Source organism: Bacillus sp. HMF5848 (assembly GCF_003944835.1).
Classification (GTDB): domain Bacteria; phylum Bacillota; class Bacilli; order Bacillales; family HMF5848; genus HMF5848.
Map to the genome: position 1 here is coordinate 1946559 of NZ_RWIV01000001.1, position 21889 is coordinate 1968447.

At 37.2% G+C, this 21889-nt stretch carries 20 protein-coding genes; all 20 read left to right on the top strand.

From position 1 onward, the window contains the following. Window position 1 precedes the first annotated feature (1 nt). The 20 genes from EJF36_RS09295 to truB all read left to right on the top strand — a co-directional run bounded on the left by EJF36_RS09295 (window position 2) and on the right by truB (window position 21879). Window positions 2–310 carry a hypothetical protein gene (locus EJF36_RS09295; protein WP_125906055.1) on the top strand — a complete coding sequence of 103 codons (309 nt, stop codon included), beginning with the start codon at window positions 2–4 and terminating at the stop codon, window positions 308–310. Window positions 311–320: 10 nt separating this feature from the next. Further along, window positions 321–872: a hypothetical protein gene (locus EJF36_RS09300; RefSeq protein ID WP_125906056.1), complete on the top strand. Its 552-nt coding sequence runs from the start codon at window positions 321–323 to the stop codon at window positions 870–872. Window positions 873–1031: 159 nt separating this feature from the next. Then, window positions 1032–1754 carry a 30S ribosomal protein S2 gene (rpsB, locus tag EJF36_RS09305; RefSeq protein ID WP_125906057.1) on the top strand — a complete coding sequence of 241 codons (723 nt, stop codon included), beginning with the start codon at window positions 1032–1034 and terminating at the stop codon, window positions 1752–1754. A gap of 162 nt (window positions 1755–1916) precedes the next feature. Next, window positions 1917–2798 carry a translation elongation factor Ts gene (gene tsf / locus EJF36_RS09310; RefSeq protein WP_125906058.1) on the top strand — a complete coding sequence of 294 codons (882 nt, stop codon included), beginning with the start codon at window positions 1917–1919 and terminating at the stop codon, window positions 2796–2798. 690 nt (window positions 2799–3488) lie between these two features. Further along, window positions 3489–4211, top strand: a complete 723-nt coding sequence (pyrH, locus tag EJF36_RS09320; RefSeq protein WP_125906060.1) for a UMP kinase — start codon at window positions 3489–3491, stop codon at window positions 4209–4211. Between the two features lie 2 nt (window positions 4212–4213). Continuing rightward, on the top strand, window positions 4214–4771 hold the full coding sequence (frr, locus tag EJF36_RS09325; RefSeq protein ID WP_125906061.1) for a ribosome recycling factor: 558 nt from the start codon (window positions 4214–4216) through the stop codon (window positions 4769–4771). A gap of 132 nt (window positions 4772–4903) precedes the next feature. Then, a complete protein-coding gene (locus EJF36_RS09330) occupies window positions 4904–5656 on the top strand; it encodes an isoprenyl transferase (protein WP_260471988.1) in 753 nt (250 codons plus the stop codon). A 15-nt stretch (window positions 5657–5671) separates the two neighbouring features. Next, complete coding sequence (locus EJF36_RS09335; RefSeq protein WP_125906063.1) at window positions 5672–6460, top strand: phosphatidate cytidylyltransferase; 789 nt, start codon at window positions 5672–5674, stop codon at window positions 6458–6460. Between the two features lie 30 nt (window positions 6461–6490). Continuing rightward, entirely contained in the window at window positions 6491–7645 is a 1155-nt protein-coding gene (gene dxr / locus EJF36_RS09340) for a 1-deoxy-D-xylulose-5-phosphate reductoisomerase (RefSeq protein WP_125906064.1), read from the top strand. 1 nt (window position 7646) lies between these two features. After that, window positions 7647–8918, top strand: coding sequence for an RIP metalloprotease RseP (gene rseP / locus EJF36_RS09345; RefSeq protein ID WP_395940627.1), 1272 nt, complete (start codon window positions 7647–7649; stop codon window positions 8916–8918). Between the two features lie 67 nt (window positions 8919–8985). Continuing rightward, window positions 8986–10677: a proline--tRNA ligase gene (locus tag EJF36_RS09350; RefSeq protein WP_125906066.1), complete on the top strand. Its 1692-nt coding sequence runs from the start codon at window positions 8986–8988 to the stop codon at window positions 10675–10677. Between the two features lie 343 nt (window positions 10678–11020). Then, entirely contained in the window at window positions 11021–15337 is a 4317-nt protein-coding gene (locus tag EJF36_RS09355; RefSeq protein ID WP_125906067.1) for a PolC-type DNA polymerase III, read from the top strand. Between the two features lie 415 nt (window positions 15338–15752). Further along, window positions 15753–16223 carry a ribosome maturation factor RimP gene (gene rimP, locus EJF36_RS09360; RefSeq protein WP_125906068.1) on the top strand — a complete coding sequence of 157 codons (471 nt, stop codon included), beginning with the start codon at window positions 15753–15755 and terminating at the stop codon, window positions 16221–16223. 45 nt (window positions 16224–16268) lie between these two features. Further along, complete coding sequence (nusA, locus tag EJF36_RS09365; RefSeq protein ID WP_125906069.1) at window positions 16269–17399, top strand: transcription termination factor NusA; 1131 nt, start codon at window positions 16269–16271, stop codon at window positions 17397–17399. Between the two features lie 19 nt (window positions 17400–17418). After that, window positions 17419–17688 (top strand): RNase P modulator RnpM, encoded by a 270-nt coding sequence (gene rnpM / locus EJF36_RS09370; RefSeq protein ID WP_125906070.1) that lies wholly within the window; start codon window positions 17419–17421, stop codon window positions 17686–17688. A 7-nt stretch (window positions 17689–17695) separates the two neighbouring features. Further along, a complete protein-coding gene (locus tag EJF36_RS09375) occupies window positions 17696–18001 on the top strand; it encodes a YlxQ family RNA-binding protein (RefSeq protein WP_125906071.1) in 306 nt (101 codons plus the stop codon). Between the two features lie 16 nt (window positions 18002–18017). After that, on the top strand, window positions 18018–20207 hold the full coding sequence (gene infB, locus EJF36_RS09380; RefSeq protein WP_125906072.1) for a translation initiation factor IF-2: 2190 nt from the start codon (window positions 18018–18020) through the stop codon (window positions 20205–20207). Then, window positions 20204–20482: a DUF503 domain-containing protein gene (locus EJF36_RS09385; protein ID WP_125906073.1), complete on the top strand. Its 279-nt coding sequence runs from the start codon at window positions 20204–20206 to the stop codon at window positions 20480–20482. The genes infB and EJF36_RS09385 overlap by 4 nt, the downstream gene beginning before the upstream one ends. Window positions 20483–20498: 16 nt before the next feature. Further along, window positions 20499–20858, top strand: coding sequence for a 30S ribosome-binding factor RbfA (gene rbfA, locus EJF36_RS09390; protein ID WP_125906074.1), 360 nt, complete (start codon window positions 20499–20501; stop codon window positions 20856–20858). Window positions 20859–20955: 97 nt separating this feature from the next. Continuing rightward, window positions 20956–21879: a tRNA pseudouridine(55) synthase TruB gene (gene truB, locus EJF36_RS09395; RefSeq protein WP_125906075.1), complete on the top strand. Its 924-nt coding sequence runs from the start codon at window positions 20956–20958 to the stop codon at window positions 21877–21879. Window positions 21880–21889 lie beyond the last annotated feature (10 nt).

Genomic DNA, 21889 nt, shown 5'->3' on the forward strand with positions numbered 1-21889 from the left:
TGTGAGTCTAAAGCTTGTTGAATTACAGGTTGCAATCCCACGGAGTCAAGATGCAGGGAAAATGCAGCAACAGCTTGAACAACGCTCTCACGACATGCAACAACTGTTGCAGGCTGGCATGTTAAAAGAAGTTGATAAGAAGCGAATAGAGGTTTCTAAACAAGAACAAAAGAAAAATGCAGATCTAAGTAAAGAAGATCACTCAAAGTCGAGACAAGAACATCATAAAAAGGACAGGCAGCATGAACAAAAATCTGACGAAGCAGCACGTCATCCGTATAAAGGTATTCGGATTGACGTAAGTACTTGAGGTATTTAATATGACGGCATTTTTATTTACAATCTTGTTTATTTTAATAGCTCTTGCATTTATATTAATCATTTTGCTGTTTTATCGATTGCAAGCTGTTAAGGACGTTGAAAAAAAGCAAAATCAAATGTTAACCGATACAGAAACCTTAATATCAACATATTTATTGGAAATGAAAGAAGAAAATGAACTTTTTTTGAATAAACTAAGCAAAACAGTTCATGATAAAACTGACAAAAGCGTTACGACCAAGTATGAGGAAACAGCAAGCGATTCAAACAACGAACAACTAGCAATTATGACATCATTTGATTACACTGAACACGTTGATGCTTCTTCCTTTTTACCTGATTATAAACAACAAAATGTATCGAACGCAGTTGTCGAGAAAGTAAAAAAGCCAAAGGATAATATTCATAATTCGGATGAAATATATATGCAGTCTCTTGCTGCCCAAGTTCAATTATTGATAAAACAAGGTAAAACGCACGATGAAATTGCAAAAATACTGAACAAAGGTAAAACAGAGATAGAATTATTATTAAAATTCCGGCAAAAATAGATTCGGTCTTGATTGTCGAATGCCATTATGTTATATTATTTCTTGGTGTTAATTACACACGTTCACTGATTTAAGCAAGGGTGCTATTTTTTTAGAAATAGTCTTGTCTAAAGATGAAGTGAGCGGAGGAAAATTCAAAACCATTAGGAGGATTTTTACATGTCAGTTATTTCAATGAAGCAATTACTTGAAGCTGGTGTTCACTTCGGTCACCAAACACGCCGTTGGAACCCAAAAATGAAGCGTTACATTTTCACAGAGCGTAACGGTATCTACATTATTGACCTACAAAAAACGGTTAAGAAAGTAGAAGAAGCGTACAATTTCGTTCGCGATTTAGCTACAAATGGCGGTACTATGCTATTTGTTGGTACTAAAAAGCAAGCTCAAGATTCTGTTAAGGAAGAAGCTGAGCGTTCTGGAAACTACTTCGTAAATCAACGTTGGTTAGGTGGTACATTAACTAACTTTGAAACAATTCAAAAACGTATTAGACGTCTAAAAGACATTGAGAGAATGGCTGAAGATGGTACGTTTGAAGTACTTCCTAAGAAAGAAGTAGTACAATTGAAAAAAGAGCTTGAACGCCTTGAAAAGTTCTTAGGTGGTATTAAAGATATGAAACAACTGCCTGATGCATTGTTCATTATCGACCCACGTAAAGAGCGTATCGCTGTAGCTGAAGCACGTAAATTAAATATTCCTATTGTAGGCATTGTTGACACTAACTGTGATCCAGATGAGATTGATTACGTTATCCCAGCAAACGATGATGCAATTCGTGCAGTAAAGCTTTTAACTTCTAAAATTGCTGATGCTATCCTTGAAGGTAAGCAAGGCGGTATTGAAGAAGAAGCTACAGAAGAAACTACGACTGCTTAACACAACTAATAGGTGATAAGAGGATATGCCTTTTATCACCTTTTTTTAAAGAAAAAGGAAGAGCATTCGTTCAGTAGCGATAAACAAAGCGCAATGCTCTCCATATGAATTATTTATTAAATAAAATTACACTTATTACATAATCTTAAGGAGGACTACATAATGGCTGTAACAGCTCAAATGGTTAAGGAATTACGTGAAAAAACTGGCGCTGGTATGATGGATTGTAAAAAAGCATTAACAGAAACTGGCGGAGATATGGAAAAGGCAATTGACTGGTTACGTGAAAAAGGTATTGCTAAAGCTGCTAAAAAAGGTGACCGTATCGCAGCTGAAGGATTAGCATATATCGAAGTAAGTGGAAATGAAGCTGTAATCTTGGAAGTAAACTCTGAAACAGACTTTGTTGCTAAAAATGAAGGCTTCCAAACATTAACAAAAGAACTAGCTTCTCACTTATTAGCAACTAAACCAGCTACAATTGAAGAAGCAAACGACAGCAAAATGAGCAATGGTAAAATTGTATCTGAATATGTAAACGAAGCTATTGCAAAAATTGGTGAGAAAATTACACTTCGTCGCTTTGCAGTTGCTACGAAAAATGATAATGCAGCTTTTGGTGCGTATTTACATATGGGTGGACGCATTGGTGTTCTAACTGTTCTTGATGGAACGACTGATGAAGAAGTTGCAAAGGACGTTGCAATGCACGTAGCGGCTGTTAATCCGAAGTACGTTTCACGTGATCAAGTTGCTTCAGATGAAATTGAGCGCGAGCGTGAAGTATTAAAACAACAAGCACTTAATGAAGGCAAGCCAGAAAATATCGTAGAAAAAATGGTAGAAGGACGTGTCAATAAATTCTACGAAGAAATTTGCTTACTAGAGCAAAATTTTGTTAAGGATCCTGACCAGAAAGTTAAAAAATTCGTGGAAAAGAGCGGTGCAACTGTTGCTTCTTTCGTGCGTTATGAAGTTGGAGAAGGTATTGAAAAGCGTCAAGATAATTTCGCTGAAGAAGTAATGAGCCAAGTTAATAAATAATATTGAGGGGACACAACGTGTTCCCTTTTTTAAAAAATCGCTCTGTTAAAACTTCGGTGTTGATTTCGCTCCATTGCACTCGCTTTACGCGGGGTGGCCGTAAGCCTCCTCAGGCTCACGCCTTGCGGGGTCTCACGACTGCCACTATTTTCCGCATAGGTCCGCACGATGCGGGTCAGAAAGACGTTGCCACAGGGTTTGGCGCTCTTAGTCTTTCGTCTACTATGGTGCATTCCGCTACAATTAAAATCATACAAAAAATCAACATTCACCTTTAACAAGGCAAATAAATAATATATTTTTAACCATATTGTTAAATAATTAACCTAACTTATATCACTCAACCTAGATGAGTGTCTAACTCAGGCGTCGATAAGTACAATAGTGTGATAGAGTGTTACGAAAAAATCAACTGTTCGAGGTTATAAACTAGTTTATTGACATTTTGCTTAGCCCTCAAGTAACTACATATATTTAAAGTGTGAGAAGGAATATACTTGATTTTATGTCTAAACGGGTTGGTTAAGCTTAAATCATTGTCTGTAAATAGCTAAGTAAAGCTAATTTTTACTTTTCATTAATGTATGACTTTTCTTTGTAATCTTATGAGAAGAGAAGATATGATGATAGTGTTGTTTTTTATCCTCAAAATACGACGCCACGCACTTTTCTTGGTAGATGGAGGGAACTATGTTAAATCCTAAATATAATCGTGTAGTATTAAAGTTAAGTGGAGAGGCTTTGGCTGGTAGTCAAGGATTCGGGTTAGACCCTACCATCATCAAATCAGTGTCAACTCAAATTAAAGAAATCGCTGATTTAGGTGTAGAAGTTGCTGTCGTTGTTGGCGGCGGAAACATTTGGCGTGGGAAAATTGGTAGCGAAATGGGTATGGACAGAGCAACAGCCGATTACATGGGTATGCTTGCAACTGTTATGAACTCATTAGCTCTTCAAGATAGCTTAGAAAACATTGGTGTACAAACTCGTGTGCAGACTTCAATTGAAATGCGACAAGTAGCTGAACCATACATTCGTCGCAAAGCAATAAGACATTTAGAGAAAAAACGGGTTGTTATTTTTGCTGCAGGTACAGGAAATCCATATTTTTCTACGGATACTACAGCCGCGTTACGGGCAGCAGAAATTGAAGCTGATGTCATTTTAATGGCAAAAAATAAAGTGGATGGTGTGTATAGCGCAGATCCAACTATTGATGTGGATGCTGTCAAGTATGATACATTATCTTATTTAGATGTTATAAAGCAAGGACTTGCTGTCATGGATTCTACCGCTTCATCACTTTGTATGGACAATAATATACCTTTAATTGTATTCTCTATTATGGAGGAAGGTAATATTAAAAGAGCAGTGCTTGGAGAAAATATTGGAACTATTGTGAGGGGGAAATAATAATGGCAAAACAAGTATTAGAACAAGCTAAGGATAAAATGGACAAAGCAATTGCAGCTTTTTCTCGTGAATTAGCATCAATAAGAGCTGGTCGTGCAAACGCAGCTTTATTAGATCGTGTGAGCGTAGATTATTATGGAGCACCAACACCAGTGAACCAATTAGCTCAAATTAGTGTTCCAGAAGCGCGTATGCTTGTAATCACACCGTATGATAAGTCAATATTAAGTGAAGTTGAAAAAGCTATCATGAAGTCAGATTTAGGCTTGAATCCGACTAACGATGGTTCTTTAATACGGCTTGCTATTCCTGCACTTACAGAAGAGCGTCGTCGTGACTTAGTGAAAAATGTAAAGAAATATACAGAAGATGCTAAGGTAGCAGTTCGTAATGTTCGTCGCGATGCTAATGATGACTTAAAAAAGCTAGAGAAGAACGGTGACATTACTGAAGATGAGCTTCGTGGTTATACAGAAGACATCCAAAAGCTAACCGATGATCATATCGCTAAAATTGATCAAGTAGCAAAAGATAAAGAAAAAGAAATAATGGAAGTATAATATAAATCAAGGTAAAATATATTATAAAGACCCTCTAGCGTTAAAAGGGGGTTTTTTTGTTAATACTGATTATAACCTCCGCACCTTATGCGGATGATGGAGGACGGCGCTATGCTAAGCAAAGTGAAGCAAATGTTTCAAGGAGATACAACAAATAACGAGCTTACAGTTCATGATATTAAGCAACAACCAGTTCCTAACCATGTCGCAATTATTATGGATGGAAATGGCCGATGGGCACAAAAACGTGCATTACCGAGAATTGCTGGTCATCATGAAGGAATGAAAGTGGTTCGTAAGATTACAAAGCTTGCAAATAGTTTAGGTATAAAAGTACTAACTTTGTATGCATTTTCTACTGAGAACTGGAAGCGGCCAAAAACAGAAGTGGACTTTTTAATGAAACTACCAGTTGAGTATTTAAATACATATTTGCCTGAGTTAATTGAAGAAAATGTTCAAGTTCGAGTTATGGGGAATCTGGATGCACTTCCTGCACATACGATTCAGGCTGTTGAACAAGCTATTATCAAAACAAGTATGAATGATGGCCTAACATTAAATTTCGCACTAAATTACGGTAGTCGTGACGAAATTTTAAATGCTGTCAAGCATATTGCTAATGATGTTCGAGAAGGCATACTACAAGATGAGCAAATAAATGAAGAATCTTTTTCAAGTTATTTAATGACAAAGAATATCCCTGACCCGGACTTATTGATTCGTACTAGCGGTGAAATTAGATTAAGTAACTTTTTACTCTGGCAGTTAGCCTATGCTGAGTTTTGGTTTACGGATGTATATTGGCCTGATTTCCGAGAGCAGCATTTGCTGCAAGCTATTGATGATTTTCAAAAGAGAGGACGTCGCTTTGGGGGCGTCTAAAAGGTGTGATTATTAATGAAGCAAAGGGTGCTAACAGGAGTTTTAGCTGCTGCATTCTTTATTCCTATTGTAATTATAGGTAATGGAGTATTTACAGTACTTGTTTATGTATTAGCATCTATCGCGATGTTTGAATTATTACGAATGAAGAATATTCAAATTTTTTCTGTGCCGGGGGTTATAAGTGTACTTCTTTTATGGGTGCTGCTACTTCCGGCGGAATACACAATTATCATTACAGGCAATGTTGTGTCCAAAGTTGAAGTTGCTTTACTATCCGTTTTGTTGTTTTTGACGTATACTGTTGTTACGAAAAATCGTTTTTCCTTTGATGACGTTGCATTTGTAACATTAGCCACATTGTATATCGGAATAGGTTTTTATTACTTAATTGTAACAAGAGAAGCTGGGTTACATTATATATTATTTGCGTTAATAATTATATGGGCAACCGATTCAGGCGCTTACTTTTTTGGACGTGCCTTCGGTAAGCAAAAATTGTGGCCAGAAATAAGCCCGAACAAGACAATTGAAGGTTCGATTGGTGGGGTTATTTCAGCCATCGTCGCTGTTTTCGTGTATCAACTGTTTATCCCAATGGACGAAAATATTATAAAGCTATTAATTATGACCATTCTGTTATCAATTTTTGGACAAGTTGGTGACTTAGTAGAGTCTGCTCTTAAACGTCATTATGCCGTTAAAGATTCAGGACAAATTCTTCCTGGGCATGGAGGAATTTTAGATAGATTTGATAGCTTGCTTTTTGTCCTTCCTATACTTCATTTTTTACAGCTTTTTTAGAGTTCACAATACTAAAGGGGGGAGCTAGCTATGAAACGTATCTGTTTATTAGGGGCAACAGGCTCGATAGGTAAGCAAACGTTAAATATTATTGAAAATCATCCAGAGGATTTCTCTTTACTGTCTTTTTCATTTGGATCAAATATAGAAGAAGCAATGAAAATTATTGCTACACATAAACCAAAGCTTGTCGCTTGTGCAAACAGTGAACATAAGGCAAAGCTAGAACACGAATTTTCAAACATAACTGTAATAACCGGAATGGATGGATTTATAGAAGCTGCGACACATAATGATATAGATGTTGTTGTAAACGCCATGCTTGGCAGCGTAGGGCTAAAACCAACCTTACAAGCAATAGAAGCAGGGAAAACAATTGCACTAGCTAATAAAGAAACACTTGTCACTGCTGGTCATATAGTAATGGATTACGCGCATAAGTATTCAGTTCCTATTCTTCCTGTTGATAGTGAGCATTCTGCTATTTTTCAAAGTCTACAAGGAAATAATGAAAAAAGAATACATAAGCTTATTTTAACAGCGTCCGGAGGAAGCTTTCGCGATAAATCAAGAAGTGAACTACAAAACGTAACTGTAAAAGATGCTTTAAACCATCCAAATTGGTCAATGGGTGCTAAAATTACAATTGATTCTGCAACCATGATGAATAAAGGATTAGAAGTAATCGAGGCACATTGGCTATTCGATATGGATTATGAAAAAATTGACGTACTCATGCATCGTGAAAGTATTATTCACTCTATGGTAGAATATACAGATAGTAGCGTTATGGCTCAGTTAGGCACGCCTGATATGAGAGTGCCAATACAATATGCTCTTACATATCCCGATCGTCTTGAGTTAATAGGGGCAAAGCGCCTTGATTTAAGTGAGATTGCTACTTTGCATTTTCAAAAAATTGATTTTTCTAGGTTTCGTTGCTTACAATACGCATATGACGCAGGGAAATCGGGAGGAACATATCCAACTGTGTTAAATGCAGCGAATGAGGAAGCTGTAGCAGCATTTTTAGCAGGACGTATAACATTCTTGCAAATAGAAGATTTAATTGAACAAGCACTACATTCGCACGAAATAATCCATACGCCTAGTTTGGAAGCAATTATGGAAGTTGATGCAGAGACACGCCAATTTGTAAGAGCAAAATACAACAAAGGTGGTTAAGATAGTGAGCTTTCAAACCTTACTCTCGTTTATTATTATTTTCGGTGCACTTGTCTTTTTTCATGAATTAGGACATTTAGTATTAGCTAAACGTGCAGGTATCTTATGTAGAGAATTTGCGATAGGCTTTGGTCCAAAAGTATTCTCTTTCACAAGAAATGAAACAGCTTATACAATCCGTCTATTACCAATTGGTGGGTTTGTAAGAATGGCTGGTGAAGACCCGGAGATGATAGACCTAAAACCAGGTCAAACGGTGGGATTATTGTTCGGGGCTAATGGTAAAGTAACAAAGATGATTTTAAACAACAAAGATCAATATCATGATGTTCGGGTTATTGAGATTTCTAAAGCAGACCTTGAACATAGCCTTTTTATTTCAGGTTTTGAACATGGGGAAGAAGATCAGGCTGAAATGAGATTTGAAGTAGATGAAAGAGCCGTCTTTGTTCAAGATGGTCAAGAAACGCAAATAGCTCCACATGATCGTCAATTTGCTTCAAAATCTCTGCTTCAACGTACTTTAACTATTTTAGCTGGACCTGTCATGAATTTTATATTGGCAATTGTTGTGTTTATTGCGATTGCTTTGTTTCAAGGTATCCCAGTTGATACAGCTATGCTAGGTGAGTTAACGGAAGATGGCGCGGCCAAAGAAGCAGGACTACAAAAAGACGATGTAATTACGGCGATAGATGGTCAAGGTGTTAATACTTGGCGAGAAGTTGTAGAGATCATTCAAAGTAACCCGAGTACTGAACTAACTTTTGAAATTGAACGAGCTGGGGATCAGCTAGAGGTTGCTGTGACACCTAAGCCGATTGAATTAGAAGGCGAAACGTATGGTCGTATTGGTGCGTATGCCCCTATGGAAAAGTCAGTACTGGGCTCTTTAGAGTATGGTGTAACACAAACATATTTTTGGACAAAACAGATTATCTTTGGGTTTGGACAATTAATAACAGGTCAGCTATCAATTGATGCGTTATCTGGACCTGTAGGAATTTACAAATCTACTGAAGAAGTGGCTAAATCAGGTGTGTTTTACTTAGCTCAGTGGGGAGCATTACTAAGTATCAACCTAGCTATTTTTAACTTGTTGCCAGTACCAGCGTTAGACGGAGGACGTTTATTCTTTTTCCTTGTTGAAGCGATACGCGGTAAACCAATTGACCGTCATAAAGAAGGTATGGTACATTTTATTGGATTTGCGTTACTTATGTTGCTTATGCTTGTTGTAACATGGAATGATATTCAAAGATTCTTTTTATAAGGCTATTATGGTGGCGTCATAATTGGCGCCACGGTGCTTTTAATTAATGCTAGAAGAGGTGCTAACTTTGAAACAAAGTATGATGTTAATTCCAACGATGAAGGAAACGCCAGCTGATGCTGATATAAAAAGTCACCAACTATTGTTGCGTGCTGGTTTTATTAGACAAACAGCAAGTGGAGTATATAGCTATTTACCACTAGCACTACGAGTGTTAAAAAAAATTGAAACAATTGTAAGAGAAGAAATGAATACAGCGGGTGCTGTAGAACTGTTAATGCCCGCTTTAGCGCCAGCCGAGTTATGGCAAGAGTCAAAACGTTGGTATACATATGGACCAGAATTAATGAGATTAAAAGACCGTCATGAAAGAGATTTCGTTCTAGGCGCAACTCATGAAGAGGTTATTACGAGTCTCGTACGTGATGAACTAAAATCATATAAGCGTCTACCAATTACACTGTATCAAATCCAGACAAAGTTTCGTGACGAAAAACGTCCTCGATTTGGTTTGTTACGGGGGCGCGAATTTATAATGAAAGATGCATACTCATTTCATGCTACACAAGAAAGTCTCGATCAAATATACGACAAAATGTATGCAGCATATGGTAATGTGTTTGAACGCTGTGGATTAAATTATCGTGCTGTTATTGCTGACTCTGGTGCAATGGGTGGAAAAGACACGCATGAATTTATGGTTCTATCAGAGATTGGAGAAGATACCATTGCTTACTCTGATACGTCTACTTATGCAGCTAATATTGAGATGGCACCTGTTGTTACTAAATATGAAAAATCGAATGAGGCGTTAAAAGAACTTGAAAAGGTTCATACACCTGATAAGAAATCAATAGATGATATAACAAGTTTTTTATCAATTGATAATACAAGTACAATTAAATCTTTATTGTTTAAGGTAGATGATGAGTTTGTCCTTGTCCTTGTTCGTGGTGATCATGAAGTAAATGACATTAAAGTGAAGAATATTCTTAAAGCTTCGGTAGTTGAACTTGCTTCAAACGAAGAAACTAAGCAACAACTAGACTGTGAGCCAGGTTTTATAGGCCCTGTATCTACAAAAGCTTCAAAAGTAATTGCAGATAACGCTGTGAAATATATTGTGAACGGTGTATGTGGTGCAAATGAATCTGATTATCACTATGTTGGGGTAAATCCTGAAAGAGATTTTCAAGTGGAATCGTATTGTGACCTTCGCTTTATTCAAGAGGGTGACCCGTCCCCAGATGGACAAGGTGTTATTCGCTTTGCTAAAGGTATTGAAGTAGGCCATGTCTTTAAACTTGGAACTAGATATAGTGAGTTTATGAAAGCAGAATTCTTAAATGATTCTGGTAGGACACAACCTATTATTATGGGCTGTTATGGTATCGGAGTATCTAGAACATTAACAGCTGTTGCGGAACAATATAATGATGAGAACGGCTTAGTATGGCCTGCTGATATTGCTCCGTTCAATATTCATGTAATTCCAGTAAATACAAAAGACGAAACACAGAAAAATACTGCCGAGCAGATTTATTCAAATTGTTTGGAACAAGGGTATGAAGTACTACTTGATGATCGTCAGGAGCGACCAGGTGTTAAATTTGCAGAATCGGATTTAATTGGCATTCCTTATCGTGTAACGGTTGGAAAGCGCGCTAGTGAAGGGATTGTTGAGCTTAAAGTACGTAAAGATGGAAGTGTAATCGAAGTAGAAGTAGAAAAACTTATCGAAACACTGCAAAGCTTGTAGTAAAATAGAAATAGACAACTTACTGAAGGTACCTTATCACGTGATGGGGTACCTTCCTTATTGACATTATTAGAAGTATAAAATCTTTGAACTTAAATATCTAATTTATGGCCTGCCAGCCTTCATGAATAAATTTGGGTATATCAAGTAAAACTTGTTTGAAATTATTAATACTTTCGCAGTTCCGCGAACACAAAGAGTGTTTTTCTTAGTTTCTTTCGAGTCAGACGACTAGAAGCTATGCTTTGGTGCAAATGCGAAAAGGCGTCTTGGTTGTTGACAGATAGCCGCTTTTATTTGCTAATTTTATTAAGATTATTATTTTGTAGTGGGAGAGAATGGCATGGAGGAAAGGAATCAAGAAAAAAAAGAGAGACTTCAAGTATTACTGCAACAACTGCAACTAACTGATGATCAATTAGTCCCTTATTTTTCTGGGGGAGAAATTAGTAAACTTGAAGTGAGCCGAGCTAATAAATCGTGGCATTTTTATTTGCGTTTTGTAAATATATTACCAGCCAAAGTGTATGAAAAGTTTGCTAGTGCATTAGATAAATCTTTTTCCCATATAGCTTCTGTTCGGTTTTCTATTGAAACAGACTCACACGAAGCAACACCGAAACTCATCCAAGACTACTGGCCTTTGTGTGTGCAACAGCTTCAAGGTGTCTCGCCTTTACTTCAATCGTTATTACAGAGTCAGGTCCCTGATGTCCAAGGGTCTAAGTTATTTATCTCTACACGCAACGACACAGAAGCAAACGCAGTTAAAAAAAAGTATAGTTTACTTATTTCCGATGTGTATAAACATTTTGGGTTTTTAAATGTTGTTATAGATACGACAGTTCAATTGTCTGAAGAGGATATGCAGCAATTTCATCAAGAACGAGAAAAAGAAGACCAACAGAGGGCATTGCAAGCGTTTATTGAGATGGAAAAAGATAAAGAAACAGCAGACAAAGCAGTTCATGTTAATGAAGGTCCTCTAATGATAGGCTATGCTATCAAGGGCAATGTTGAAATTAAGCAAATGGTTGAAATTAATGAAGAGGAAAAAAGTATCGTTGTAGAAGGGTACATCTTTAATTCTGAAGCTAAAGAATTACGAAGTGGGCGAACATTGTTGACCTTTAAAGTAACTGATTACACTAGTTCTTTTATTGTAAAAATGTTCTCACGTGATAAAGAACAAGTACCTCTTCTTCAATCAATTAAAAAAGGTATGTGGGTCAAGGTTCGTGGACGTGTCGAATTTGACACATTTTTACGTGATTTAGTAATAATGGCAAGTGACATCAATGAGATTATTCCACCTGTTCGTAATGACCAAGCCCCAGAAGGTGATAAAAGAGTAGAGCTTCATTTGCATACACCAATGAGTGCTATGGATGCTGTAACATCAGTTAGTCAACTAGTTTCTCAAGCTAAAAAATGGGGGCATAGTGCCATTGCTATTACTGACCATGGCGGTGCTCAATCTTTTCCAGAAGCATATGCTGCTGGGAAAAAGAATGATATAAAAATACTATATGGTCTAGAGGCTAACCTAGTTGATGATGGAGTACCAATTGCCTATAATGACGTTGACCGTTTATTAGAAACATCTACGTATGTGGTGTTCGACGTAGAAACAACAGGGTTATCTGCTGTATACGACACAATTATTGAGCTTGCAGCAGTAAAGATGCGTGATGGAGAAATTATAGATAGATATATGTCCTTTGCAAACCCGCATCACAGATTATCAGCTACAACAATTGATTTAACAGGAATTACAGACGAAATGGTCCAAGATGCACCTGATGTTTCGCAAGTGTTACATGAATTTTTTGATTGGTGTGATGATGCAATACTAGTTGCTCATAATGCGAGCTTTGATATCGGCTTTTTAAATGCAGGTTATCAAAAGCTAGGACTTGATAAAGTGAAAAACCCTGTTATTGATACGTTAGAATTGGGGAGATTTTTATATCCTCATTTAAAAAATCACCGTTTAAATACTCTCTGTAAACAGTTTGATATAGACCTTACTCAACATCACCGTGCCATTTATGATGCTGAGGCAACCGGTTATTTACTCGCCAAAATGCTAAAAGATGCGAAAGAACAAGATATCAATAATCATAATGAACTGAATAATAGTATGGGTAACAAATCATCATTTAAACGTGCAAGACCTTATCACTGTACGATTCTCGCACAAAACGAAGTGGGATTAAAAAATCTATTTAAATTAGTTTCAATTTCACATTTAGAGTATTTTTATCGAGTACCTCGTATACCTAGATCTGTATTACAAAAGCATCGTGAAGGGTTGCTAATTGGTTCTGGTTGTGACAAAGGTGAGGTATTTGAGGCTATGATGCAAAAAGGTATCGATGAGGCTCGAAATGTTGCAGCTTTTTATGATTATTTAGAGGTACAGCCTCCTGCTGTTTATAAGCATTTGTTACAGCTTGAGCTGGTGCGTGACCAAAAAGCTATGGAAGAGATTATATGTAACATTATTAAAGTTGGAAAAGAACTTGAAAAGCTTGTTGTTGCTACAGGAAACGTGCATTATTTGGATAAAAACGACAAAGTTTATCGTAAAATCCTTGTTAACTCACAAGGTGGTGCCAACCCTTTAAATCGTCATGAATTGCCGGATGTTCATTTCAGAACAACAAATGAAATGCTAACAGAGTTCTCATTTTTAGATAAGCAAACCGCTCATGAAATTGTTGTTAGTAACACGCAAAAGATTGCGGAGCAAATTGATGTTATCAAGCCTATAAAAGACGACCTGTACACACCAAAAATTGAAGGTGCAGATGATGAAGTGCGTAATATGAGTTATTCTCGTGCACGCTCCATCTACGGTGACGAACTTCCAGAATTAGTGGAAGCACGACTAGAAAAAGAGTTGAAAAGCATTATAGGTCATGGATTTGCGGTTATTTATTTGATTTCGCACAAGCTCGTTAAAAAATCATTGGACGACGGATACCTTGTTGGTTCACGTGGATCTGTAGGTTCTTCATTTGTTGCAACTATGACAGAAATTACTGAGGTGAATCCTTTACCACCTCATTATGTATGCCCATCATGTAAGCAATCTGAGTTTTTCAATGATGGATCAGTAGGCTCTGGGTTTGACTTGCCAGACAAGACTTGTCCTACATGTGATATTCCTTACAAAAAAGATGGACATGATATCCCGTTCGAAACATTCCTTGGTTTCAAAGGAGATAAAGTTCCGGATATTGATTTGAACTTCTCTGGAGAATATCAACCTGTTGCTCATAACTACACTAAAGTACTGTTTGGTGAAGAGTATGTATATCGTGCTGGTACTATTGGAACTGTAGCGGATAAGACCGCGTTTGGATTTGTTAAAGGATATGTAACTGATAATGACATGAACGTTCGAGGCGCAGAAATTGAGCGACTTGCTTCAGGGTGCACAGGTGTTAAGCGAACGACAGGGCAGCATCCTGGTGGAATTATTGTTGTTCCTGATTATATGGACATTTATGATTTTTCACCTATTCAATTTCCAGCCGATGATTCTGGGTCTGAGTGGAAAACGACTCACTTCGACTTCCATTCTATTCATGACAACTTGCTTAAGCTTGATATACTTGGGCACGATGATCCGACTGTAATTCGCATGCTTCAGGACTTAAGTGGAATTGATCCGAAAACTATACCAACAGATGACCCTGAGGTTATGAAAATATTTAGTAACACTGATTCATTAGGTGTCACGCAAGAACAGATTATGTGTAAAACAGGTACGCTCGGTATTCCTGAGTTTGGAACAAGGTTTGTGAGACAAATGCTAGAGGATACTAAGCCAACGACATTTTCCGAGTTAGTACAAATTTCCGGACTATCTCACGGAACAGACGTATGGCTTGGTAATGCACAAGAGTTGATCCATAATAATACTTGTACACTTAGTGATGTTATCGGCTGTCGTGATGATATAATGGTATACCTTATTTATAAAGGCTTAGAGCCTTCGTTAGCGTTTAAAATAATGGAGTCTGTTCGTAAAGGAAAAGGTCTCTCAGATGAATTTATATCAGAAATGAAAAAGAATAATGTTCCAGAATGGTATATACAATCCTGTTTAAAAATTAAATATATGTTCCCTAAGGCTCATGCTGCTGCATATGTATTAATGGCAGTAAGAATCGCTTATTTTAAGGTGCACTTTGCATTATTGTATTATGCAGCGTACTTTACGGTAAGAGCTGATGATTTTGATATTGAGACAATGGTTCGGGGCTCTGCTGCAATTAGAGCAAGAATTGAAGAAATAAATGAAAAAGGTCTGGATGCAGCTCCAAAGGAGAAGAGTTTATTAACAGTATTAGAGCTTGCTCTAGAAATGTGTGAAAGAGGCTTCTCATTTGCTAAAATTGACTTGTATCGTTCGAGCGCTTCAGAATTTATTATTGATGGAGATAAACTCATCCCACCATTTAATTCTATTCCAGGTTTAGGTACAAACGTTGCAGTTAATATTGTAAAAGCAAGACAAGAGGGAGAGTTTTTATCTAAAGAAGATTTACAACAGCGTGGTAAAGTTTCAAAAACAATTATAGAGTATTTAGAGCGCCAGGGGTGTCTTGATTCATTACCTGATCAAAATCAATTATCACTTTTCTAATTAAGCTCGGTTTCCCTGCTTACAAAACATGCAGCTAAACCGTATAATTCTATGCATATTTGCATATTTGTGGAGAATATGATATATTTTTATTGGAAATGCTATCAATACTAACTAAGAGAAGGAGAGTGGGGAAACCCGCTCTTTTGTTTTGTTATATTAGTCAATTGCTTTCACGCTAGATGTGTCAGTTCGTATCACTACATATCGTGGGATATTGGCGACCATTTGCCTTAATAGGAGACTCGAATATTATCAAAGCTTCGGTAGTACGGAAAACCAAACGTGCTTTTCTCGCTACAGCGCTTGTCGCCTGTCACTGATTTGTGAAGGTTAAAAGGATAGGTGTGTATATCTGTCTTTACATACATGCGGCGCCTTGCGCCTTTCTTATTAGTTAAAAGGAGGAGCAATAATGAGCAAGGTCATTGAAATAATTGAAGAACTTGTTGCACCAATTGTAGATGAACTAAATTTAGAACTAGTTGACATTGAATATGTGAAAGAAGGAAAAAGCTGGTTTCTTCGCGTTTTTATTGATAAAGAAGATGGCATTGATATTGAGGAGTGCGGCATTGTAAGTGAAAAGCTTAGTGAAAAGCTAGATGAATTAGACCCAATACCGCATAATTATTATCTTGAAGTGTCTTCACCTGGTGCTGAAAGACCTTTGAAAAAAGAGAGTGATTTTACGAAATCAATTGGAAAGCGTGTGTTCATAAAAACATACGAACCAATTCAAAATGAAAAAGAGTTTGAAGGTGAGTTAACTAGTTTTGATGGAGAAACAGTTGTTGTAACGGTGATGATTAAGACTCGTAAAAAAGTAATAGAAATCCCTTACAATAAAATAGCCTTAGCAAGATTAGCGATTAGTTTCTCTTAAGCAACAATATATATGAAAATGGTAAACGGAAAAGGGGGATCCCAAATGAGTAGTGAGTTGTTAGATGCCTTAATTATTTTAGAAAAGGAAAAAGGTATCAGCAAAGATATTATAATTGAGGCGATTGAAGCTGCGCTCATATCAGCTTATAAGCGTAATTTTAACCAGGCTCAAAATGTACGTGTTGATTTTAATCAAACAACAGGTAGCATAAGAGTGTTTGCGCGTAAAGAAGTTGTAGATGAGGTATTTGATCCAAGGTTAGAGATATCATTGCAAGAGGCAAGAATTATTGACCCTAACTATGATATTGGTGATGTGATTGAGTTAGAAGTAACTCCAAAGAACTTTGGACGAATTGCAGCTCAAACAGCTAAGCAAGTTGTCACACAAAGAGTTCGCGAGGCTGAACGTGGTGTCATATATTCTGAATTCATTGATCGTGAAGAGGATATAATGACGGGTATCGTGCAACGTGTAGATTCCAAAAATATTTACGTTGGACTAGGTAAAATTGAAGCTATATTAACTCCGAGCGAGCAAATGCCTAATGAGAGCTACAAACCTCACGATCGTATAAAAGTGTTTTTGACAAAAGTTGAGAAGACAACAAAAGGGCCACAAATATTTGTATCACGCACACATCCAGGCTTATTAAAACGACTTTTTGAGCTGGAAGTGCCTGAAATTTACGATGGTACTGTTGAAATTAAGTCAGTTGCTCGTGAAGCTGGAGATCGTTCTAAAATATCAGTTCATTCCGATAATACAGAAGTAGATCCAGTAGGTTCCTGTGTTGGCCCAAAAGGACAAAGAGTGCAGGCTGTAGTTAATGAGCTAAAAGGTGAAAAGATTGACATTGTTCGTTGGTCTGATGATCCAGTTGTTTTTGTGGCAAATGCTCTTAGTCCTTCTAAAGTTCTTGATGTAATAGTCCATGAAGAAGAAAAAGCGACAACTGTTGTTGTTCCTGACTACCAACTTTCATTAGCAATTGGAAAACGAGGGCAAAATGCAAGATTAGCGGCCAAATTAACGGGCTGGAAAATTGATATTAAGAGTGAATCTGAAGCTACAGAACAGGGGATCTTTCCGCGTGATGAAGACTTACCTTTATTTACGAGTAGAGATCAAGACGATGATGACGATTTATATGACTCACAGGATGAATTCTAAACCGTGAGGTGGTTGGAAAATGGCCATAAAGAAAGTTCCATTGCGTAAATGTGTTGCAAGCGGTGAAATGAAAGTAAAAAAAGATCTTTTGCGAATTGTTCGTTCAAAAGAAGGGGAAGTCTCTATAGATCCTACTGGTAAAAAAAATGGCCGAGGTGCTTATTTATCAAAGGACCCCGACATCGTACTTCAAGCAAAAAAGAAAAATATTTTGTCTCAGCATCTAAACACTCATGTAGACGCATCTTTATACGATGAAATATTAGAGTACTTGTCAAAGGAGAAGTAAGTAATTAGTGAATAATGATAAATGGAAGTTTTTATTAGGGTTAGCGAATCGAGCAGGTAAAGTTCTGTCGGGTGAAGAGCTTGTTTTAAAGGAAGTTCGATCAGGGCGTGCTAAGATTGTGTTATTATCAGAAGATGCATCTCAAAACACAACAAAAAAAATTACTGACAAATGTAACTACTACAGCATACCTGTGAAAAAGGTAAAGGACCGTTACACTCTTGGGCAAGCAATTGGTAAAGAGGCTAGAGTAGTGGTTGCTGTTTCGGATAATGGCTTCGCTACGAAGCTAACTGTTCTGCTCGATGAATAAATCTGGGGGTGAACGTATGAGTAAAATGCGTGTGTACGAATATGCAAAAAAACATAACATTTCTAGTAAAGAGGTAATCTCTAAGCTTAAGGAGATGGAAATAGAGGTATCAAATCATATGGCAACATTAGAAGATCAAACAGTTGAGCAATTAGACAAACAAATGAATTCGAAGAAAGATAATCAATCTATAAAGCCCAATCAACAAACGACTGTTAAAAAGAAGACATCAGAGGTTCTTGAAGAGGATGAAGATGTTGTAACAACAAAAGTTGAAAAGATCAAGACAGTCGCAAAAGCGAAAGAAACAAAGAAACATGATGTTCAAACACAGCATATTGAAAAGAAAGTGTTTAATAATAACAACTCAAATAAAAAGAAGAAAAAAGGTAAGCAAAAAGGTCATTCTCACCAATACCAAGCTCCTCAAGCTCAGGCGAAAAAGAAGGAGCTGCCTTCTGAAATTACCTTCATTGGTTCCTTAACTGTTGCAGAATTGGCTTCTAAATTGAACAAAGAACCTGCAGAGATTATCAAAAAACTATTCTTACTTGGTATTATGGCAACAATTAATCAAGATTTAGATAAAGACACAATTGAATTAATTGCAAGTGAATATGGTGTCGAAGTTAAAGAAGAGTTTATCGTAGATGAAACAGATCTAGACACTTATATTGATGAAGAAAATGATGAAAATCTCCAAATTCGTCCAGCAGTTGTTACAATAATGGGTCACGTTGACCACGGTAAAACGACGTTACTTGATTCTATTCGTCATACAAAAGTAACAGAAGGAGAAGCTGGCGGTATTACACAACATATCGGAGCTTACCAAGTAGAGGTTAACAATAAAAAAATTACTTTCTTAGATACACCTGGGCATGCTGCTTTTACGACAATGCGTGCACGTGGTGCGAAGGTTACTGATATTACGATCTTAGTAGTAGCTGCAGACGATGGTGTTATGCCACAGACGAAAGAAGCTATATCACATGCTAAAGCAGCTGGCGTTCCTATCATCGTAGCTGTAAATAAAATGGATAAGCCAACTGCTAATCCAGACCGTGTTATGCAGGAGTTAGTGGAATTCAACCTAGTTCCAGAATCATGGGGTGGCGACACAATTTTTGTCATGTTATCAGCATTAACTGGCGAAGGAATTGACGAATTACTTGAAATGATTCTACTCGTAAGTGAAGTAGAAGAGTTTAAAGCTAATCCAAATCGTAATGCGATTGGAACAGTAATTGAAGCTGAACTGGACAAAGGTCGTGGATCAGTTGCTACACTGCTCGTGCAAAATGGGACGTTGCGAGTTGGAGACCCAATCGTAGTCGGTAACACGTTTGGTCGTGTTCGGGCAATGGTAAATGATGTAGGACGCCGTGTGAAAGAAGTTGGTCCTTCTACACCAGTTGAAATTACAGGTTTGAATGATGTACCTCAAGCAGGTGATCGCTTTGTTGTGTTTGATGATGAGAAGCGTGCTCGTCAAATTGGGGAAGCGAGAGCTCAAAAGCAGCTAGAAGAACAACGTGGAGAAAAATCAAGAATTAGCTTAGATGAGTTATTTGAGCAAATTAAACAAGGTGATATTAAAGAAATAAATCTTATCGTTAAAGCAGACGTTCAAGGATCAGTTGAAGCACTTGCAGCTGCCTTAATGAAAATTGATGTTGAAGGTGCAAAAGTAAAAATTATTCACACTGGTGTTGGCGCTATTACTGAGTCAGATATTATTTTAGCGTCTGCATCCAATGCAATTGTCATTGGATTTAACGTTCGCCCTGATGGTGGTGCTAAACGTACAGCTGAAGTGGAAAAGGTTGATATTCGTTTACACCGCATTATATATAAAGTAATTGAAGAAATTGAAGCAGCTATGAAAGGAATGCTTGATCCTGAATTCCAAGAAAAAATAATTGGGCAAGCAGAGGTTCGTCAAACATTTAAAGTGTCTAAAGTTGGTACAATTGCGGGAAGCTATGTAATAGACGGGAAAATTTCCCGTGATAGTGGTATTCGCTTAATTCGAGATGGCGTAGTCATTTTTGAAGGTGAAATTGATGCTCTAAAACGCTTTAAAGACGATGCTAAAGAAGTAGCGCAAGGTTATGAGTGTGGAATTACAATAAGAAACTTTAATGATCTTAAAGAAGGCGACATTGTTGAAGCCTATATCATGGAGGAAATCGAGCGTAAATGATCGGTTATGTCGAGTGTGAGTGTGTCATATATAACGCACACTCCTTAAAAGAGAAACGTGCTGTGTTGCAGCGAATTATTACTCGCTTAAAGCAACGTTACAATGTAGCTGTGTCAGAGCTAAATCACCAGGACGTGTGGCAACGTACAACAATTGCAATTGTTACGACAGCTTCATCGAAAGTGGCTTGTGAAAAGGAACTGCAGCGTGCTCTTTCTTTAATTGACTCTTTTCCGGAAATTGAGCGCACCGTAACCACATCAGAATGGTTTTAATTGAGGTGATAGTAAAATGAGTCTTCGTGCTAATAGAGTAGCAGAGCAGATGAAAAAGGAAATTGGAGATATCATTGGCAAAAAAATTAAAGATCCAAGAATTGGGTTTATGACTGTAACAGATGTACGTGTATCAGGCGACTTGCAAATCGCAAAGGTTTATATTTCAGTCCTTGGTGATGAAGAACAACGTCAAAATACACTAAAAGGACTAGCGAAAGCAAAAGGCTTCATTCGATCTGAAGTTGGTTCGCGCATTCGCCTTAGAAAAACGCCTGAAATTTTGTTTGAGATAGATGAGTCTATTGATTATGGTAATCGTATAGAAACGTTGTTACACGAAATAAATGATCAGTCTTCTGAAAAGCAAGACTGATTGAATTACTAGTAAAAGGGATAGGCATTTGTCTATCCCTTTTATATAAATATTAATATTGCATTTACATAAGTAAGAAGCATTAGGAGTGTTAAGCATGGAAGGCGTATTAATTTTGAACAAGCCTGCAGGGATGACGTCACATGATTGTGTGTACAGGATGCGTAAGTATGCTAGAACAAAGAAGGTAGGACACACTGGAACTTTAGATCCAGAAGTAACAGGTGTGTTGCCTATTTGTATTGGACGAGCTACGAAGATAGTTGATTTACTAACCGCTGACAATAAGGTATATGAGGGTAAGGTTACCCTTGGGATTTCAACAACCACGGAAGACCAGACAGGTGAAATCGTAGACAAGAAAGCAATTGATAAGAGTATATCTTATGATGATATTGCACAAGTTTTCAATGAGCTAACTGGTACAATAGAACAAATACCCCCTATGTATTCTGCTGTTAAAGTAAATGGTAAAAAGTTATATGAATATGCAAGGAAGGGCATTGAGGTTGAAAGACCATCACGTCAGGTGACTATTCACTCGTTTGAAATTTTAGATAATTTTGATGAGCTACCGTTAGGTGAAACGGTCACGTTCTCGTTTCGTGTTCATGCTAGTAAAGGAACATACGTAAGAACTTTGGCGGTTATGGTTGGAGAAAAGTTAGGTTATCCAGCCCACATGTCTCAATTAACAAGGATAAAATCTGGAGAATTTTCCATTGAGCAAAGTATCACACTTCAAGAAGCAGAGCAGCTTTCTGAAAATGGTATGTTGCAAGAGAAATTAATCTCTATTGAAGATGCTCTTTTTTATTTGCCGAAATGGCATTTGCATGGTACATTACAATCGAAAGTAAAAAATGGTGCAGTTCTATCAGTACCTGCCCAATTTGAGCACATAGAAGAAGATCAACCATTACAAATGTTAGATGAAGCAGGTAACTTATTAGCATTATATATTAAGCACCCTACAAAACCAGGTTTACTGAAACCTCTTAAAGTACTTCGCAATAACTGATTGTGTGAGT

Excerpts from the sequence above, each read along its gene's own strand:
- truB (WP_125906075.1), top strand. The coding sequence starts at position 20,956 with ATGGAAGGCGTATTAATTTTGAACAAGCCTGCAGGGATGACGTCACAT.
- rimP (WP_125906068.1), top strand. The coding sequence starts at position 15,753 with ATGAGCAAGGTCATTGAAATAATTGAAGAACTTGTTGCACCAATTGTA.
- EJF36_RS09385 (WP_125906073.1), top strand. The coding sequence starts at position 20,204 with ATGATCGGTTATGTCGAGTGTGAGTGTGTCATATATAACGCACACTCC.
- rnpM (WP_125906070.1), top strand. The coding sequence starts at position 17,419 with ATGGCCATAAAGAAAGTTCCATTGCGTAAATGTGTTGCAAGCGGTGAA.
- tsf (WP_125906058.1), top strand. The coding sequence starts at position 1,917 with ATGGCTGTAACAGCTCAAATGGTTAAGGAATTACGTGAAAAAACTGGC.
- pyrH (WP_125906060.1), top strand. The coding sequence starts at position 3,489 with ATGTTAAATCCTAAATATAATCGTGTAGTATTAAAGTTAAGTGGAGAG.
- rpsB (WP_125906057.1), top strand. The coding sequence starts at position 1,032 with ATGTCAGTTATTTCAATGAAGCAATTACTTGAAGCTGGTGTTCACTTC.
- EJF36_RS09335 (WP_125906063.1), top strand. The coding sequence starts at position 5,672 with ATGAAGCAAAGGGTGCTAACAGGAGTTTTAGCTGCTGCATTCTTTATT.
- infB (WP_125906072.1), top strand. The coding sequence starts at position 18,018 with ATGAGTAAAATGCGTGTGTACGAATATGCAAAAAAACATAACATTTCT.
- dxr (WP_125906064.1), top strand. The coding sequence starts at position 6,491 with ATGAAACGTATCTGTTTATTAGGGGCAACAGGCTCGATAGGTAAGCAA.
- rbfA (WP_125906074.1), top strand. The coding sequence starts at position 20,499 with ATGAGTCTTCGTGCTAATAGAGTAGCAGAGCAGATGAAAAAGGAAATT.
- nusA (WP_125906069.1), top strand. The coding sequence starts at position 16,269 with ATGAGTAGTGAGTTGTTAGATGCCTTAATTATTTTAGAAAAGGAAAAA.
- EJF36_RS09355 (WP_125906067.1), top strand. The coding sequence starts at position 11,021 with ATGGAGGAAAGGAATCAAGAAAAAAAAGAGAGACTTCAAGTATTACTG.
- EJF36_RS09300 (WP_125906056.1), top strand. The coding sequence starts at position 321 with ATGACGGCATTTTTATTTACAATCTTGTTTATTTTAATAGCTCTTGCA.
- frr (WP_125906061.1), top strand. The coding sequence starts at position 4,214 with ATGGCAAAACAAGTATTAGAACAAGCTAAGGATAAAATGGACAAAGCA.
- EJF36_RS09330 (WP_260471988.1), top strand. The coding sequence starts at position 4,904 with ATGTTTCAAGGAGATACAACAAATAACGAGCTTACAGTTCATGATATT.